Origin of the sequence: Sphingomonas sp. Leaf38 (assembly GCF_001421825.1) — a bacterium.
Classification (GTDB): domain Bacteria; phylum Pseudomonadota; class Alphaproteobacteria; order Sphingomonadales; family Sphingomonadaceae; genus Sphingomonas.
In genome coordinates this window covers 1024782-1040640 of sequence record NZ_LMLD01000011.1, presented here as the reverse complement: position 1 = coordinate 1040640, position 15859 = coordinate 1024782, and the positions used below count along the sequence as shown (strand labels likewise).

Below are 15859 nucleotides of genomic sequence, written 5' to 3'. Positions count from 1 at the left end.
GGGGCGGGGGAGGATCGTACGGGTAGCTAGTCCACAATCCAGTTCCGCCGCGCGATACCCTGCGCGTAGAGCAGCGCGGTCAGGTCGCCATGATCCACGCGCGCCGCCGCCGCCGCCGCGACGATCGGTTTCGCGCGATAGGCGACCCCCAACCCCGCCACCTCGATCATCGCGAGATCGTTCGCCCCGTCGCCTACCGCGAGCGACTCCTCCACTACGATTCCCCGCTCCGCGATCGCCGCGTTGAGCGTCGTCAGCTTCGTGGCCGACCCGACGATCGGCTTGGTCACCGTCCCCGTCAGCACGCCATCCGCAACCTCGAGCACATTGGCGATCGCGCGATCGAAGCCGATCGCCTTGGCCACCGGCTCCGCGAACCGCGTGAACCCGCCCGACACCAGCACCGCCAGCGCCCCGCGCGCCCGCATCGTCCGCACCAGCGCCTTGGCGCCCGGCATGATCGTCACGCGCTCGGCGAGACAGCGTTCGATGTCGCTCTCCGCAAGCCCCCCGAGCAGCGCCACGCGCGCATCGAGCGCCGCCTCGAAATCGAGTTCGCCGCGCATCGCGCGCTCGGTGATTTCGGCGATCTGCGGCTGGATCCCGGCATAGTCCGCGAGTTCGTCGATGCATTCGACGGTGATCATCGTCGAATCCATGTCCGCGATCAGCAGCATCTTGGTGCGCGTCAGGCTCGACTGCACGACCACGTCGGTCTGCGCGAACGCACCCTCGAGCGCGCTGCGGGCCGGAGCCGGCGCCATCCCGAAGAGCAGGTCGGCGGCGTCGCCCTCGTCGATCCAGCCGCTCGCGCCCGGTGCGCAGCCGGCATCGCGCAGCCGGTCCATCGCGGTCGAAATATCGCCTGCGGTCAGCGTGCCCGAGGCTATAAGCGTTGCCGTGAACATTGAACATCTCCCGAAGGTCGCGCTCATCGCAGGGCCGACCGCGAGCGGCAAGTCCGCGCTCGCGCTCGCCATCGCCGCGCGCCACGACGGCGTCGTCATCAACGCCGATTCCGCGCAAGTCTACGCCGATCTCCGCATCCTCACCGCGCGCCCCTCGGCAGAGGAAGAGGCCAGCGCCCCGCACAGCCTGTTCGGCCATGTCGACGCTGCCGACGCGACCTATTCCGCCGCCCGCTGGGCCGCCGAGGCGACGCGCGCGATCGACGAAACGCTCGCCGAGGGCAAGCTGCCGATCCTGGTCGGCGGCACGGGTCTCTACGTCCGCACGTTGCTCGACGGCATCGCCCCCGTCCCCGCGATCGACCCGGCGCTTCGCGAGCAGATCCGCGCGCTCCCCGTCGCCGAGGCGCATGCCGCGCTTGCGCAGCTCGACCCGCCCGCCGCCGCGCGGCTCAACGCGGCCGACACGACACGCGTCGCGCGCGCGCTGGAGGTGGTCCGCGGCACCGGCCGTACGCTCGCCAACTGGCAGACCGAACGGGCGGGCGGCATCGGCGACCGCCTCGACGTCCGCGCGCTGATCCTTATCCCGGACCGCGACTGGCTGAACGCACGCATCGACCAGCGCTTCGCCGAGATGGCCGAAACCAGCCAGGCGGAAGTCGCCGCGCTTCTGGCCCGCACCGACATCCCGCAGGACGCGCCGATCCGCCGCGCGATCGGCGTTCCCGAGATCGCCGCGTTGGTCCGCGGGGAAACGTCAATAGCCGACGCAATCGCGGCCGGATCGCTCGCCACGCGGCGCTATGCCAAGCGGCAATATACCTGGCTCCGACACCAGCCCCCGGCCGCCTGGACGCGCACGGAAACGCTCGATTTTCCAACGCGCCTGCAGCAATTTGAAACTATATTGCTCAAATGATGTTTGACACGCATCTTTTATATCGGTAGCCGCCCCCTCCACGAGGCGCTAAAGGCGGCGCATTCGAAAGGATTTTGACGTGATGACCGAGAAGAGTGGAGCCGATATCCTGATCGAGGCGCTGTGCGATCTCGGCGTGGAGGTCGTCTTCGGCTATCCGGGTGGTGCCGTGCTGCCGATCTACGACGCGCTGTTCAGGAGCGGCCGGATCAAGCACATCCTGGTGCGCCACGAACAGGCGGCGACGCACGCGGCGGAGGGCTATGCCCGCTCGACCGGCAAGCCCGGCGTGGTGCTCGTAACCTCGGGGCCGGGCGCGACCAATGCGGTCACCGGGATCACCGACGCGCTGATGGATTCGATTCCCATGGTCGTGATCACCGGCCAGGTGCCGACCGCGTTGATCGGCACCGACGCGTTCCAGGAGGCCGATACCGTCGGCATCACGCGCCATTGCTCGAAGCACAATTATCTCGTGAAGGACCCCGCCCGCCTGGGCGCCGTGATCCACGAGGCGTTCCACATCGCCACCTCGGGTCGCCCGGGGCCGGTGGTCGTCGACATCCCCAAGGACGTGCAGGTCGCCACCGCGCGCTACACCAAGCCGGGTCCGATCCAGCACAAGACCTATCGCCCGCAGGTGAAGGCCGACCAGAGCCAGATCGAACAGCTCGTCGACATGCTCGCCGCGGCCGAACGCCCGATCCTGTATACCGGCGGCGGCATCATCAACTCAGGCCCCGCCGCGAGCCAGCTGCTGTGCGAGCTCGTCCGCATCACCGGCGCGCCGGTGACGTCGACGCTGATGGGCCTCGGCGCCTATCCGGCGAGCGGCAAGCAGTGGCTCGGGATGCTCGGCATGCACGGCACCTACGAAGCCAACATGGCGATGAACCAAGCCGACTTGGTCGTCGCGCTGGGTAGCCGCTTCGACGACCGCGTGACCGGCCGGCTCGACGCGTTCAGCCCGAATTCGCGCAAGGTGCATATCGACATCGATCGCTCGTCGGTGAACAAAACCGTACGTGTCGATCTCGGGATCATCGCGGACGTCGGCCATGCGCTCGAGGACATGGTGCGGATCTGGAAGAGCCGTCAGCATCCCAAGCCCGACACGACCGACTGGCAGCGTCGTATCGCCGGCTGGCGCGCGGTGAAGTGCCTCGATTTCCCCGAGAACGACCCGAACGAGATCATGCCGCAGCGCGCGATCCGGGCGCTGTTCGACGCGACGCACGCACGCAACCCGATCATCACCACCGAGGTCGGCCAGCACCAGATGTGGGCAGCCCAGCATTTCGGCTTCGAAAAGCCGAACAAGTGGCTGACCAGCGGTGGTCTCGGCACGATGGGCTATGGCCTGCCCGCCGCGATCGGCGCGCAGCTCGGCAACCCCAACGCGCTGGTGATCGACATCGCCGGCGAAGCGTCGATCCAGATGAACATCCAGGAGCTGGCGACCGCGTCGCAATACCGGTTGCCGGTGAAGATCTTCATCCTCAACAACCAGTATATGGGCATGGTCCGCCAGTGGCAGGAGCTCACCTATGAGAGCCGCTATGCCGAAAGCTACTCGGATTCGCTGCCCGATTTCGTGAAGCTGGGCGAGGCATACGGCTGGAAGGGCATTCTGATCGAGACGCGCGACCAGCTCGACAGCGGGATCGCCGAGATGCTGGCCTATGACGGCCCGGTGATCGTCGATTGCCGCGTGTCGCAGCTGACCAACTGCTTCCCGATGATTCCGAGCGGCGCGGCGCATACCGACATGATCCTGCAGGCGAACGAAGTGTCGGGCACGATGGACGACGAAGCGAAGGCGCTGGTTTGATGCATATTTCCCAGGAAAAGGTCGAGCGGCACACGCTCGCCGTGATCGTCGACAACGAACCGGGCATCCTCGCCCGGATCGCCGGCCTGTTCACCGCGCGCGGCTATAATATCGAGAGCCTGACGGTGTCGGAGATCACCGCCGACAAGTCGGTAAGCCGGATCACGATCGTCACCAGCGCGTCGCCAGCGACGATGGAGCAGATCCTCGCACAGCTCGACCGGCTCGTGCCCGTCCACAAGGTGACCGACCTCACCGCGATGGGCGCGCATGTCGAGCGCGAGCTGGCGCTGGTCAAGGTCCGCGGCACCGGCGACCACCGGATCGAGGCACTCCGCCTCGCCGACGTCTACCGCGCGCGCGTGGTCGATGCGACGACGTCGAGCTTCGTGTTCGAGGTCACGGGCGGCACCGACAAGATCGACAAGTTCGTCGAGCTGATGGGCGAAGTCGGCCTGATCGAAGTCGCCCGAACCGGCATCGTCGCGATCGCCCGCGGTAAAGAGCCGGCCTGAATCTACCCCCGACCACGATTTTTACCGAAGCCCGCCGCCCCCCAACTCCGTCACCCCAGCGAACGCTGGGGTCTCCCGCGGTCCCTGTCCCGCAAGAGCCGCATGAGATACCAGCTTTGCTGGTATGACGGATGTGCGGGCGCCGACGCTTCAAGTTCCAACGCTTCAAGAAAGGACTCTCCCAATGCGTGTCTATTACGATCGCGACGCCGACCTGAACCTGATCACTGACAAGAAGATCGCGATCGTCGGTTATGGCTCTCAGGGCCATGCGCACGCGCAGAACCTGCGCGATTCGGGCGTCAAGGACGTCGCAATCGCGCTGCGCGAAGGCTCCGCGACTGCCAAGAAGGCGATCGAGGCGGGCTTCGCAGTCAAGTCGAACGCCGAGGCGGCCGCCTGGGCCGACATCGTCATGATCCTTGCCCCCGACGAACATCAGGCGGCGATCTACGCAACCGACCTGCACGACAATCTGAAGCAGGGTGCGACGATCGCGTTCGCGCACGGCCTCAACGTCCATTTCGGCCTGATCGAGCCGCGCGCCGATCTCGACGTCATCATGATCGCGCCAAAGGGCCCCGGCCACACCGTGCGCAGCGAATATGTGCGCGGCGGCGGCGTGCCCTGCCTGATCGCGATCGACCAGGACAAGTCCGGCAACGCGCACGACATCGCGCTCGCCTATGCGTCGGGCGTCGGCGGCGGTCGCTCGGGCATCATCGAGACCAACTTCCGCGAGGAATGCGAGACCGATCTGTTCGGCGAGCAGGCCGTGCTCTGCGGCGGCATCACGCACTTGATCCAGGCCGGGTTCGAGACGCTGACCGAAGCCGGCTACGCGCCCGAAATGGCCTATTTCGAGTGTCTGCATGAGACCAAGCTGATCGTCGACCTGCTGTATGAAGGCGGGATCGCCAACATGCGCTATTCGATCTCGAACACTGCCGAATATGGCGACATCACCACGGGTCCGCGGATCATCACGTCGGAGACCAAGGCCGAGATGAAGCGCGTGCTGGCCGACATCCAGTCGGGCCGTTTCGTGAAGAACTTCATCCTCGACAACCGCGCCGGCCAGCCCGAGCTGAAGGCCGCGCGCAAGCAGGCACTGGCGCATCCGATCGAGAAGATCGGCAGCGAGCTGCGCGGCATGATGCCGTGGATCGGCAAGAACGCGCTCGTCGACAAGGCGAAGAACTGACGCGACCGGGCAGCTGCGCGGCAGCCACGGTGGAGCCCAACCGAGGGCACGGCCTCACTGTGGCCCGCACGATGGCAGCAGCCGGTGTGCGAGCACAGCTCCAAAGCTGACCTCCCCTGCCCGCGGCGACGTTGTCGCGGGCCTCGTTCCGCTCCGATCGCACGCGGCCCGTTGCCGGATCCGCCGGCGGAGGGAGAGTTGGATGGGCTCACTGCGTGCCGGCGACGCCCGCTAATCGCACGATCGATCGTCGGCCCAAGACGCCTCCCTCCAGACGTCGAAATGACGCGCGATCCACGATGCGCGACCCACGACATGGCGCGGTAGGTCGACCGACCAAGCAGGACCGATACCGGTGAAACGCCATCACCATCGTACAGGCGTGGCCCGAGCGGCCGATGCAACGTGTGCTGGTTTTCCGGAGCAGCGTCGCCAGATCCGACCGTCGTCCCCGCCAACAGCAGGCGCATAAGGACCGGAACGTACCGAACGCGGCAACCGTCATCAGGTCGCTTCCAAGGGTTCGCGTCGCCGCAGACCCCATCGACGTGTCACGCCTGTTGCGAGCGAACAAGCGTGACCGAGACGGATCGCGACTTACTCAGCGAGTCGCGATCATCTGCAACTGGCGGCTCAGCGCGCGGCTTGCGAGGTCGTGCGACGAAACCACGGACCCCGATGGCAGGTCCATCGCGACCGCCGGCCGCGCCAACACCGCCGCATACAGCGCGCGTGCCTCCGATTCGCGACCCGTGCGATGATAGACCGACGCCAAATTCAGCATCAGCTCGGGCCGCTGCGGGAATATTTTCCGCTCGGCGACGATGCGCTGTTCTGCCGCGGAGAGATCCCCCGCCGCGATCGCCGTATAACCGGTGCGATCGACCGTAGCGGACGGTGCCGCCAACGCGGGCGTCGCGGCGCCCAGGGTTGCGAGAACGAACAGGACGGACTTGCGCATCGCTCATCTCCACTGACCTTCGCCCATTGGAAGGTTTCATTTTTATGACAACAGTGTGTCACTTCAATGACGGTCGCACAAGTACATTGATCAATCTTGATCGAACGCGTGCACGCAAACCCTGGCGCACAACGAAAAAGGGCGGCCCCCGAGGACCGCCCTTTGGACGTTCGATACTGTACGCAGGACGACCTAGAAGTCGTTGCGATATTGCTCGTTGCCGATGAAGCCGAGCTTGGTGATCGCCGACCGCTTGACCGTGGCCAGCGTGCGATCGACCACTTCGTACCGCGCCTGCGGATCGGGCTGGAAGTGAAGCTCGGGCTCGGGAGTCATGCCGGCGCTCTGGTCCAGATACTGGCGCAGCGTGACCTCGTCGACCGGCGATCCGTTCCAAGCCACGACGCCCGCGGGATCGATCGTGATCTTGTTCTTCTCGGGGTTAACCGGATTCTGCGGCTGGTTCGGGCTATTGACCGGAAGGTCGACCTTGACCGCGTGCGTCTGGATCGGGATCGTGATGATGAACATGATGAGGAGAACGAGCAAGACGTCGATCAACGGCGTCATGTTCATTTCCATCATCGGCGAGCCGTCTTCTTTGCCGCCGCTCATTGCCATTCTATGCTACTCCTAAATACGTCCGAGCGATCAGCGTTCAGTGGTGCCGCCGGGGGGCGGCTCGGAGATGAAGCCGACGCGGGCGAAACCGGCGCGCTGCATCGTGTAGATCGTGCCGCCGATGCACTTGTATGGCGTGTTCACGTCACCGCGGATATGCGCTTCCGGCAGCTCCAGGCCGGCCGCGTTCGCGCCACCCTGGCGATCGATCTCGGCCTTCAGCTTGACCACCGCGCGGTCGAGCAGCTCGGTCGAGGTGACCGGGCTCATGCCCCAATATACAGCGCAGCTACCATCGGGCTTGGTCGTCACGGACAGCGAGACGTTCTCCGGCTTGGTCATCGTCGGATCGAAGCGGACCTCCGGGAGCTTCAGCTGCACCGCCTGGACCGCGACAGTCGTCGTCACCAAGAAGATGATCAGGAGCACGAGCATGACGTCGACCAGCGGCGTCGTATTGATGTCCGATATCGAACTCTCGGTGGAATCGCCACCAACACTCATCGCCATGTGCGAACTATCCTATCCATTTGATCGCCACCGGAACTGCCGGCGGCAATGAAGCGGGGCCACTGCGAACAGCGGCCCCGCCTTTCGCGTCTTAGTTGGCGCGCGGTACGCCACCGGTCTGGCCGGCGGTCGTGGTCGTCGTGACAGGCTTGGCCGGAACCGGCTTGGCGCCCGATGCGATCGACGGACGCACGGCGCCGTTCGAAGCGAGGAAGCCGAGCACGTCGTTCGAGAAGGCCGACAGGTCCTCTGCGATCGACTTGTTGCGGCGCTGCAGCCAGTTGTACGACAACACGGCAGGAACGGCGACGACCAGACCGAGCGCGGTCATGATCAGTGCTTCACCGACCGGCCCTGCGACCTTGTCGATCGATGCCTGGCCCGATGCGCCGATCTTCACAAGTGCGCGGTAAATGCCGATAACCGTACCGAACAGACCGATGAACGGCGAAACCGAACCGACCGTCGCGAGGAAGGCGAGACCACCACCCAGCTTCGAGTTGATAGCGGCTTCCGAACGCGCCAGCGAACCGTGCAGCCAGTCATGCGCCTCGACCGGATCGGTCAGCTTCGAATGCTGCTCCTGCGCGGCCAGACCGTCGTCGACGATCTGCTTGTAAGCCGAGTTCTTCTCGAGCTTGGCCGAACCTTCGCGCAACGAATTCGACGACCAAAAGGCCTGGCGGACGCGCTTGCCCTGGCCGATGATCTTCTGCTGCTCGAACAGCTTGGAGAACAGGATGTAGAACGACACGATCGACATCAGCACGAGGATGCCGAACACGGTCTGCGAGATCAGACCGCCTTCACGAAGGGCGGCTTGCAGGCCGTACGGGTTGGCGTCGGCTGCGGCGGGCGCTGCCGCTGCAAGAATGGTGGTGATCATGGTCGGTTTAGTCCTCTGACTGAATTTTATCTGGTGCGGTTAGGGTAGGTGGGATCAATCCTCTGGAAGGACCCACCGGACGTTCAACTGGTACGAGGAGGCGATCGGATTGCCGCTCTCATCCTTGGCCGGGGTGAAGCGCACCCTTGCCTTGGAGATGCGACACGTCGCGTCGTCGAGCGTCGTGTTGCCGCTGCCCGACGTCACCGTACAGCCGGTCACACGACCATCCGTACCGATTGTCAGCTTCGCGGACACGCGACCCTGTGCACCCTCGCGCTGTGCCGATGGCGGATAATTGTCCGCACCGAAATACTGCGCGGGATTACCCTTCAGACCGGCCGCCTGCGACACCCTCGGCGCTGGCGGCGCGGCTGGCGGTGCCGGCGGCGCTGGTGGCGCTGGCGGAGCCGTAGGCTGGCTGAGCGGGATGATGTTCGACGTCTGCATGGCAGGCGCGGGCTGAGGCGTGACAACCACCGGCGGCGGCGTGACGACCGTGGTCGGCGGCGGCGGCAGGTTTGGCTGGTCAGGCGGCGGCGGCGGGGGCTCGTCGGGCGGAGGCGGCGGCGGCGGCGGCTCCACGTCGAACGTCGTCATCTTTTCTTGGGCCTTTTTCACGTACTGGTACGCGAGGCCCGTGACGAAAGCGTAGCCCAAGGCCGCATGAATCAGCGCGACGATCACGATCGCGACGATTTTGCCTCCGGACATCTTCTGGTCAGTATAGGCCATTCAGAAACGACACTCCCTTAATCTGCCTGCTCCGTACGCACATGCCCGCACTGGCTGCGTGGCGCATACGTCTGCCGTTGGCCGGAATAACCACGGGGCAGTCGCCAAGTCCTATCGCCACGTCATGCGACACGCAAACGCTTTGTCAGACGCAACAAACGTACAACCGCAGCATGGCAGAATTATTTCTGTATCGTTCAGCTTGGTTGGCGTAGCTTCGGCAGATGAAGTCCATCATTCACGTTACGGCTTCGGCCCTGTCGATCGCGCTCGTCGCGCTCCCCGCCGCCGGTCACCAAACCCCCGCGCAACCGTCGGTTTCGGCGATGGCAAGCGACAAACTACCGGGTGCGGTGCAGCGCGAGGCGGTCGGCGCACCGGGCTATGCAGACATTGCCGACCTGGTCCTGTCGGCGCCGGTGATCGCCGATGCCACGGTCCGATCGACGGCGAAGATCAAGCCCGCCGAGGCACCGAATCTGGCGGCGGGACTTGTCCGACTATATGTCGAGGTCGATGTCACGGCGCTGATCCGTGGCGCCGACGGCCTGCCGCCGCGAATCGGCTATCTGCTCGACGTGGCCCCCGATTCGGCAGGTCGCGTACCCAAATTTAAAAAGGCGCGGGTGCTGATCTTCGCCAAGCCGGTCGCGGGCGCGGTCAACCAAGTCCAGCTCGTCGCGCCCGATGCGCAGGTCGACTGGACGCCGACCGCGGACGCGCGGGCGCGGCAAATCGCCAAGGACGCGCTGGCGAGCGATGCGCCGCCGGTGATCACCGGGATCGGCAACGCGTTCCATGTCGCCGGCGCCCTGCCCGGCGAAGGCGAGACGCAGATCTTCCTGACGACTGCGGACCAGCGCCCGGTGTCGCTGTCGATCATCCGACGTCCGGGCGAACAGCCGCGATGGGCGGTCGCGCTGAGCGAGATCGTCGACGAGTCGGCGGCGCCCCCTGCCCCCGAAACGCTGCTCTGGTACCGACTGGCATGCGCATTGCCGCAGAGCCTACCCGAGCGGAGCACCGGATCGCTCGAGGCGACCGACGCGACGATCGCACGCGAAGACTATGCCTTCGTGATCGCTGCGCTCGGACCGTGCGGGCGGACGCGCAAGATTTGAATGCCGCACGATCCTGCCCCTACGGGGGCGAGGATCGTGCGGATCTAGCGTTTGCCGATGGGCAGCACCTGCCCAGTGGTTGACCGAGCCGCTTCGAGGAACTCGACTGCCGCGTCCACATCGGCAGGCTGCGCTTCCTCGGCTAGCACCACGGCGTTCACCCGAGTCGCAGGCGCAAGCTCGATCGCCAGCGGGCCGATCGCGGCGCGTGCCTGGGCCATCGCCAGCGAATCCAGCGCCGCCGGGATCACGACGACCAGCGAGTCGCCCCACGCCCCGCGCACCAACGCTGCGATATCGCCGCCCGGCTCAAGCGTCAGCCGCATACCGTCAGCGGCGATGGCGGACGAGCGTCACGCCGATCGCCTCGTCCGCTTCGGCGATCGCCAGCTTCACGATCTTCACCTTCACGCGCAGCACGCGCGCGTCCTGCAGGAACAGCGTCTCACAGATATGATCCGCGACGCCTTCGATCAGCGTGAAATGGACGCCAACCGGCAGCGCCGTGGTCGCCGCGTTCTTCAGGTCGAGATAGTTTTTCGACGCCGCCAACGGCGTATCTGGATCGAATCGCTTTGGACACACCATGTCTACCGTCAGCGAGATCCGCAGCGGCTGCGGCAGGTGCGTTTCCTCGGAGTAGATGCCGGTCAGGACCTGCACTTCGAGGTCGTGCACTTCGAGTTGAAGACTGTCTTCCATGGCCGCGCCTCTAGCAGACACGCGCAGAGATGAAAGCGGGCCAGATGAAAGCGGGTCAGATGAAAGGCGAGCTGCTGACGATCGCGCCAGATGTCCGGTTATCCTTGCGTTCAGGTGCGCCGCGGCTAAAGCGCGCTGCCCTCGCCGTCCATGCTCGGACGCGTCGCGGGAGGAGATGCCGGTGATCACTCTCGTCCCCCTCGACAGCATCGATTCGACCGCCGTCGAGTTTCTGCTCGACCGCGCCTTCGGGCCCGACCGGTTTGCGCGCACGGCCTATGCGATCCGCGGCGCGGGCAAGGCGATCGCCGCGCTCAGTTTCGCCGCGGTCGAGGACGGCGTGCTCGTCGGCTCGATCCAATGCTGGCCGATCGCGCTGGCCGACGACGCGCGCCAGATCCCGCTTATCATGGTCGGCCCGGTTGCGGTCGAGCCGACGCATCAGGGCGACGGCATCGGCCGGCGGTTGATGTCGCACGCGCTCGATGCTGCCGCTGCCACGGGCCGCGATGGCGCGCTGATGCTGATCGGCGACCCCGACTATTACAGCCGGTTCTTCGGCTTCACCGCCGATCGCACTGCGCACTGGCAAGCCCCCGGTCCGGTCGACCGACACCGCCTGCTCGCGCGCGGCGGCGCGGTGCCGAACGCCGCAGGTATGCTCGGCCCGCGTGTACGGGTCGGCGCATCGGCGTAACGCGCGGCTTTACGTCGCGGCCCCTCCCGCCTAGTCCGCCGCGATGCCCATGGATCCCATCCCCGATATCGCTTCATTGAGCCTCGCCGAAATCGCCCGCCTGGTCGAGGAGGCGAAACTGCCGCCCGTCGACAAATGGAATCCGACGCATTGCGGCGACAGCGAAATGCGGATCGCGCGCGACGGCACCTGGTATCATCAGGGCTCGCCGATCGGGCGCCCGGCGATGGTCCGGTTGTTCTCGACGATCCTGCGCCGCGAAGCCGATGGCAGCCACGTGCTGGTCACCCCGGTCGAAAAGCTCGACATCGCGGTCGAGGACGCACCCTTCACCGCAGTCGAGATGAAGGCCGAGGGCAGCGGTCGCGACGCGAAGCTCGCCTTCCGCCTCAACACCGGCGATCTCGTCACCGCAGGCCCCGACCATGCGCTGCGGTTCGTCGAGGATGCCGATGGCCCGCGCCCCTATCTCGTCGTGCGCGGCGGCATGGAGGCGCTGGTCGTGCGCTCGGTCTATTACGAGCTCGCCGAACGCGCGATCGCCGATGGTGCGACGCCGCCGGGGCTCTGGAGCGACGGTGCGTTCTTCGCGCTCGAGCCAGCAGCACCGGATCTCGCCGCATGATGCTGAAGGACCGGCTGGCGGTGGCGCTGGCAAAGGGCGCCGGTGCGCACATGATCCTGCTGACGGGCGACCAGCATGACGGCGATCTCGCCGCGACCGACACGCTGCTCCCCGCGGCGGTGCTGATCGCGGTCACCGACCGTGCCGATCCGGGCGTGATCCTGACGCAGCGCACCGACACGATGAGCCGCCACCCCGGCCAGATCGCGTTCCCGGGCGGCCGGATCGATCCCGGCGAGGACGTCGTCACCGCCGCGCTGCGCGAGGCCGAGGAGGAGATCGCGCTGCCGCGTCGCCACGTCACCGTGATCGGCGAAGCGGACAGCTATCGCACCGTGACCGGGTTCCAGGTGACGCCGGTGATCGGCATCATCCCCCCCGACCTCGTCTTCACGCCCAGCGAAGCCGAGGTCGCCAGCGTCTTCGAGGTCCCGCTCGCCTTCCTGCTGGACGAGGCGAACCATGTCGAGGCGACGCTCGAATGGCAGGGCCATGACCGGCATTATTACGAGATCATGTGGAACGACCGCCGGATCTGGGGTGCGACCGCGGCGATGATCGTCAACCTCGCGCGCCGCCTGAGGTGGTCTTGATACTCCCGGTCGCGCCGTGGCGCCTGCGTGACGGTCTCGAACCCCTTGCCGGGGTACTCGGCGCGGCGGAGGGCGAGTCGCGCTTCGTCGGCGGTGCGGTGCGCGATACGCTGCTCGGGATCGACGTCGCCGATATCGACATCGCCACCCGCCTGCCGCCGCAGGAGGTGATCGAGCGCCTGGAGGATGCGCGGATCAAGGCGGTCCCGACCGGCCTCGCGCACGGCACCGTCACCGCGGTCACCGCGGGTGGCCATGTCGAAGTCACGACGCTGCGCCGCGACGTCTCGACCGATGGCCGCCATGCGATCATCGCCTATACCGACGACTGGCGCGAAGACGCCGCGCGCCGCGATTTCACGATGAACGCGCTTTATGCCGATCCGGCGACGGGCGAGATCTTCGATTATTTCGGCGGCCTCGACGATCTCGCGGCGCGGCGCGTGCGCTTCATCGGCGATCCGCTGCAACGGATCGCCGAGGATCACCTGCGCATCCTCCGCTTCTTCCGCTTCCACGCCCGCTTCGGGTCGACGATCGACGAGGCGGGGCTCGACGCCTGCACCGCGCGCGCGAACGACCTCATGGCGCTGTCGCGCGAACGCGTCGCGAGCGAAGTGCTGAAACTGCTGGTCGCCGCCAACGCCGTGGCCGTCGTCGCGTTGATGGTCGAGCGCGGCATTTTTCGCGCGGTGCTCCCCGAGATCGACGCCGCCGGTGCCCAGCGCCTCGCCCTGCTCGCCGACCGCGAGACCGCGGCGGGCATTGCCGCGGATCCGATCCGTCGCCTCGCCATGGCGATTGCCCCGGCTGCGGCCGAAGCCGTCGGCGCGCGCCTGAAACTGTCGAACACCGACCGCAAACGCCTGATCGCCGCGACCGCCGGCCGCGGCAAGGAGGGCGCGCAGGCGCTCGCCTATCGCGCAGGCACGCCCGGCGCGATCGACCGGCTGCTGATCGCGGGCGAAGACGTTGCTGCGATCAAGGACTGGACGCCTCCCGTATTCCCGTTCTCGGGCGGCGCGCTGGTCGAACGCGGCCTGCGCAAGGGCCCCGACGTCGCCGCCATGCTGCGCAAGGTCGAGACACAATGGATCGTCGAGGGCTTTCCCGATGCCGCACGCGTCGGCGCGATCGCGGACGAGTTGGTGGCGCACGCGCTACGCTGATGCGGCGCCGGGTCGGGTGCGGCTAAGCGCCCACCCCGGTCCCGATCATCGCAAAGGCCGCATCCGCCTCCAGCGGCTTGGCGTAGAAATAGCCCTGCCCATAGGTGCAGCCGAGCGCGGCAAGCGTCTGCGCGAGTTCGATGGTCTCGATTCCCTCGGCGGTCGTCTTCATCCCCAGCGCCTGCGCCAGGCTCAGAATCGCGCGGACGATCGAGACCTTGTCGCGGTCCGCCAGCATTCCCGTGACGAAGCTGCGGTCGATCTTCAGCACGTCGATCGGCAGTTTCTGGAGATAGGCGAGGTTCGAATAGCCGGTCCCGAAATCGTCCATCGCCAGCGTCGTGCCGAGCGCCTTCAGCGCATGCATCGTCTCCGCGATCCGGTCCGGATCGGTCACGATCGCGCTCTCGGTCAGCTCCAGCGTGAAACGATCGCCGGTCAGACCGGTCGCCACCAGCACCGCCTCCAATACAGGGGCGATGTCGTCGCGCTGGAGCTGGATTGCCGATAGATTGACCGCGACCTTCACACCGCACGGCGCACCATGACACGCATCCCAATATGCCAGCGTACGCGCAGCCTCGTCGATCGCCCACCGTCCGAGCGGTACGATCAGCCCGGATTCCTCGGCCACCGGAATGAACTCGGTCGGACAATGATGCGTGCCATCCTCGTCGGTCCACCGCGCCAGCGCTTCGAACGACACGATGCGTCCGGTCGCCAGGTCGCAGATCGGCTGATAGGCGAGGCGCAGCTCGCGGTTCTCGATCGCCCGGCGCAAGGCCGTTTCCATGCTGAATTGCGCGCGCGCGATCGCGAAATCCTGCGGTAGATAGCTTTCGGCGCGGCCGCTCGCCTTGGCGCGCTTCACCGCGAATTGCGCGTGGCGGATCAGTTCGGCGACGTCCTCCGCCTCGTCTGCACCGTGCGCGATACCAACCGAGCATTCGACGCTGATTTCATAGTCGGTGAGCCTGAACGGTGTCGTCAGCGTCCGCTGGATCCGGTCGGCGAGCGCATGCGCCTCGTGACGGTCGCTGTCGCCGGCGCCGCCGCCCTCGATCGCCATCAGGATGCCGAACTGATCCCCGCCGATCCGCGCCAGCGTATCGCGCGCGCGCAACGCCCCCTTTATCCGGCGCGCGACGGTGATTAGCAACTCGTCCCCCGCCAGCGAGCCGAGGCACGAGTTCAGCCGCCCGAACCGGTCGATATCGATCGCCAGCACTGCGATCGCGCCGCGATCCCCGACACTCTCGATCAGATCCTCAAACCCTTCGCGGTTCGGCAGTCCGGTCAGGCTGTCGGTGGTCATCTCTCGCCGCAGGCTGCGCTCGGTCTGGACCTGGGACGTCTGATCGATGAAGCTGATCGTGCAGCGGTCGCGCAACGACGCAAAGGTGCGCGCGATCGTCACACGGTAATAGCGGCAGTCGATCGCATCGCCGAGCGTCCACTCGAAATCCAGTCGCAGGCTCGGCGACTCGAGAAAAGCAAGTATCCGGGGCCCGAGTTCGCCGATCATCGGCGATCGCTCGGCGATCACGCCGAGACCTGCCAGCTTGTAGGCGCGGTTCATCGCGAACAGATCGAACTTGCCGGCGTTCACGACGACATGCGCGGCGGGGATCGGGACGAGCTCCAGCGCCCGAGCGACCAGTTCCGTCGCGACGATCGATTGCGTTGTCGCGTCCGGGGCCATGGATGCCATGCCCCCGCTTAGCCCAGCTTCGTTAAGACGTCCTGAAGGAACCGAAACGGCCACTGTCCGTCACGGCGATCGGACATTCCGGTTTTACGGCGTGCTATCCGAACCGGTTGTCGCGCGGAAATCCAGTCGGCGGCATCCTGCCCGCCGC

At 66.3% G+C, this 15859-nt stretch carries 18 protein-coding genes; 9 read left to right on the top strand and 9 right to left on the bottom strand.

Annotation, left to right across the window (positions count from 1 at the left end):
* Positions 1-26: 26 nt before the first annotated feature.
* Positions 27-908, bottom strand: coding sequence for a phosphoserine phosphatase SerB (serB, locus tag ASE88_RS12110; protein ID WP_056478293.1), 882 nt, complete (start codon positions 906-908; stop codon positions 27-29).
* On the opposite strand from serB, the gene miaA reads away from it, so the two are divergent.
* The 4 genes from miaA (at position 901) to ilvC (ending at position 5380) form a co-directional block, all read left to right on the top strand.
* The gene (gene miaA, locus ASE88_RS12105) at positions 901-1830 is read left to right on the top strand and encodes a tRNA (adenosine(37)-N6)-dimethylallyltransferase MiaA (RefSeq protein ID WP_056478292.1); all 930 of its coding nucleotides are present in this window, start codon (positions 901-903) and stop codon (positions 1828-1830) included. The genes serB and miaA overlap by 8 nt on opposite strands.
* 82 nt (positions 1831-1912) lie before the next feature.
* The gene (locus ASE88_RS12100; RefSeq protein ID WP_056478291.1) at positions 1913-3661 is read left to right on the top strand and encodes an acetolactate synthase 3 large subunit; all 1749 of its coding nucleotides are present in this window, start codon (positions 1913-1915) and stop codon (positions 3659-3661) included.
* Positions 3661-4176 carry an acetolactate synthase small subunit gene (gene ilvN / locus ASE88_RS12095; RefSeq protein WP_056478290.1) on the top strand — a complete coding sequence of 172 codons (516 nt, stop codon included), beginning with the start codon at positions 3661-3663 and terminating at the stop codon, positions 4174-4176. The genes ASE88_RS12100 and ilvN overlap by 1 nt, the downstream gene beginning before the upstream one ends.
* Before the next feature lie 184 nt (positions 4177-4360).
* The gene (ilvC, locus tag ASE88_RS12090; RefSeq protein WP_055872745.1) at positions 4361-5380 is read left to right on the top strand and encodes a ketol-acid reductoisomerase; all 1020 of its coding nucleotides are present in this window, start codon (positions 4361-4363) and stop codon (positions 5378-5380) included.
* 601 nt (positions 5381-5981) lie between these two features.
* On the opposite strand, the gene ASE88_RS12085 is transcribed toward ilvC, so the two are convergent.
* The 5 genes from ASE88_RS12085 to ASE88_RS12065 form a co-directional block, all read right to left on the bottom strand.
* On the bottom strand, positions 5982-6341 hold the full coding sequence (locus ASE88_RS12085) for a tetratricopeptide repeat protein (RefSeq protein WP_056478289.1): 360 nt from the start codon (positions 6339-6341) through the stop codon (positions 5982-5984).
* A 192-nt stretch (positions 6342-6533) separates the two neighbouring features.
* Positions 6534-6962, bottom strand: a complete 429-nt coding sequence (locus ASE88_RS12080) for an ExbD/TolR family protein (RefSeq protein WP_055872750.1) — start codon at positions 6960-6962, stop codon at positions 6534-6536.
* A 30-nt stretch (positions 6963-6992) separates the two neighbouring features.
* The gene (locus tag ASE88_RS12075) at positions 6993-7472 is read right to left on the bottom strand and encodes an ExbD/TolR family protein (RefSeq protein WP_055872752.1); all 480 of its coding nucleotides are present in this window, start codon (positions 7470-7472) and stop codon (positions 6993-6995) included.
* A 91-nt stretch (positions 7473-7563) separates the two neighbouring features.
* Positions 7564-8358, bottom strand: a complete 795-nt coding sequence (locus tag ASE88_RS12070; RefSeq protein WP_055872754.1) for a MotA/TolQ/ExbB proton channel family protein — start codon at positions 8356-8358, stop codon at positions 7564-7566.
* A 54-nt stretch (positions 8359-8412) separates the two neighbouring features.
* Positions 8413-9093, bottom strand: coding sequence for an energy transducer TonB (locus tag ASE88_RS12065; protein WP_055872756.1), 681 nt, complete (start codon positions 9091-9093; stop codon positions 8413-8415).
* Between the two features lie 224 nt (positions 9094-9317).
* On the opposite strand from ASE88_RS12065, the gene ASE88_RS12060 reads away from it, so the two are divergent.
* Complete coding sequence (locus ASE88_RS12060; RefSeq protein ID WP_056478288.1) at positions 9318-10214, top strand: hypothetical protein; 897 nt, start codon at positions 9318-9320, stop codon at positions 10212-10214.
* A gap of 44 nt (positions 10215-10258) precedes the next feature.
* Here ASE88_RS12060 and ASE88_RS12055 read toward each other — a convergent pair whose 3' ends face one another.
* Positions 10259-10540, bottom strand: coding sequence for a Rossmann fold domain-containing protein (locus tag ASE88_RS12055; RefSeq protein WP_056478287.1), 282 nt, complete (start codon positions 10538-10540; stop codon positions 10259-10261).
* A 4-nt stretch (positions 10541-10544) separates the two neighbouring features.
* Positions 10545-10916 (bottom strand): dihydroneopterin aldolase, encoded by a 372-nt coding sequence (locus ASE88_RS12050; protein WP_055872762.1) that lies wholly within the window; start codon positions 10914-10916, stop codon positions 10545-10547.
* A 181-nt stretch (positions 10917-11097) separates the two neighbouring features.
* On the opposite strand from ASE88_RS12050, the gene ASE88_RS12045 reads away from it, so the two are divergent.
* The 4 genes from ASE88_RS12045 to ASE88_RS12030 are packed head-to-tail and all read left to right on the top strand — an operon-like array spanning position 11098 to position 14000.
* Positions 11098-11613, top strand: coding sequence for a GNAT family N-acetyltransferase (locus tag ASE88_RS12045; protein ID WP_056479454.1), 516 nt, complete (start codon positions 11098-11100; stop codon positions 11611-11613).
* 43 nt (positions 11614-11656) lie between these two features.
* Positions 11657-12238 (top strand): DUF1285 domain-containing protein, encoded by a 582-nt coding sequence (locus ASE88_RS12040; RefSeq protein WP_056478286.1) that lies wholly within the window; start codon positions 11657-11659, stop codon positions 12236-12238.
* The gene (locus ASE88_RS12035) at positions 12235-12831 is read left to right on the top strand and encodes a CoA pyrophosphatase (protein ID WP_055872767.1); all 597 of its coding nucleotides are present in this window, start codon (positions 12235-12237) and stop codon (positions 12829-12831) included. Before ASE88_RS12040 ends, ASE88_RS12035 begins: the two co-directional genes overlap by 4 nt.
* Positions 12822-14000, top strand: coding sequence for a CCA tRNA nucleotidyltransferase (locus ASE88_RS12030; protein ID WP_056478285.1), 1179 nt, complete (start codon positions 12822-12824; stop codon positions 13998-14000). Before ASE88_RS12035 ends, ASE88_RS12030 begins: the two co-directional genes overlap by 10 nt.
* 22 nt (positions 14001-14022) lie before the next feature.
* On the opposite strand, the gene ASE88_RS12025 is transcribed toward ASE88_RS12030, so the two are convergent.
* A complete protein-coding gene (locus tag ASE88_RS12025; protein ID WP_055872771.1) occupies positions 14023-15711 on the bottom strand; it encodes a putative bifunctional diguanylate cyclase/phosphodiesterase in 1689 nt (562 codons plus the stop codon).
* Between the last annotated feature and the right edge of the window lie 148 nt (positions 15712-15859).

What these genes read in the sequence shown, in the direction of transcription:
- serB (WP_056478293.1), bottom strand. Translation starts at nt 908, where the DNA reads ATGTTCACGGCAACGCTTATAGCCTCGGGCACGCTGACCGCAGGCGAT.
- ASE88_RS12100 (WP_056478291.1), top strand. Translation starts at nt 1,913, where the DNA reads ATGACCGAGAAGAGTGGAGCCGATATCCTGATCGAGGCGCTGTGCGAT.
- ilvN (WP_056478290.1), top strand. Translation starts at nt 3,661, where the DNA reads ATGCATATTTCCCAGGAAAAGGTCGAGCGGCACACGCTCGCCGTGATC.
- ilvC (WP_055872745.1), top strand. Translation starts at nt 4,361, where the DNA reads ATGCGTGTCTATTACGATCGCGACGCCGACCTGAACCTGATCACTGAC.
- ASE88_RS12085 (WP_056478289.1), bottom strand. Translation starts at nt 6,341, where the DNA reads ATGCGCAAGTCCGTCCTGTTCGTTCTCGCAACCCTGGGCGCCGCGACG.
- ASE88_RS12080 (WP_055872750.1), bottom strand. Translation starts at nt 6,962, where the DNA reads ATGGCAATGAGCGGCGGCAAAGAAGACGGCTCGCCGATGATGGAAATG.
- ASE88_RS12075 (WP_055872752.1), bottom strand. Translation starts at nt 7,472, where the DNA reads ATGGCGATGAGTGTTGGTGGCGATTCCACCGAGAGTTCGATATCGGAC.
- ASE88_RS12070 (WP_055872754.1), bottom strand. Translation starts at nt 8,358, where the DNA reads ATGATCACCACCATTCTTGCAGCGGCAGCGCCCGCCGCAGCCGACGCC.
- ASE88_RS12065 (WP_055872756.1), bottom strand. Translation starts at nt 9,093, where the DNA reads ATGGCCTATACTGACCAGAAGATGTCCGGAGGCAAAATCGTCGCGATC.
- ASE88_RS12060 (WP_056478288.1), top strand. Translation starts at nt 9,318, where the DNA reads ATGAAGTCCATCATTCACGTTACGGCTTCGGCCCTGTCGATCGCGCTC.
- ASE88_RS12055 (WP_056478287.1), bottom strand. Translation starts at nt 10,540, where the DNA reads ATGCGGCTGACGCTTGAGCCGGGCGGCGATATCGCAGCGTTGGTGCGC.
- ASE88_RS12050 (WP_055872762.1), bottom strand. Translation starts at nt 10,916, where the DNA reads ATGGAAGACAGTCTTCAACTCGAAGTGCACGACCTCGAAGTGCAGGTC.
- ASE88_RS12040 (WP_056478286.1), top strand. Translation starts at nt 11,657, where the DNA reads ATGCCCATGGATCCCATCCCCGATATCGCTTCATTGAGCCTCGCCGAA.
- ASE88_RS12035 (WP_055872767.1), top strand. Translation starts at nt 12,235, where the DNA reads ATGATGCTGAAGGACCGGCTGGCGGTGGCGCTGGCAAAGGGCGCCGGT.
- ASE88_RS12025 (WP_055872771.1), bottom strand. Translation starts at nt 15,711, where the DNA reads ATGGCATCCATGGCCCCGGACGCGACAACGCAATCGATCGTCGCGACG.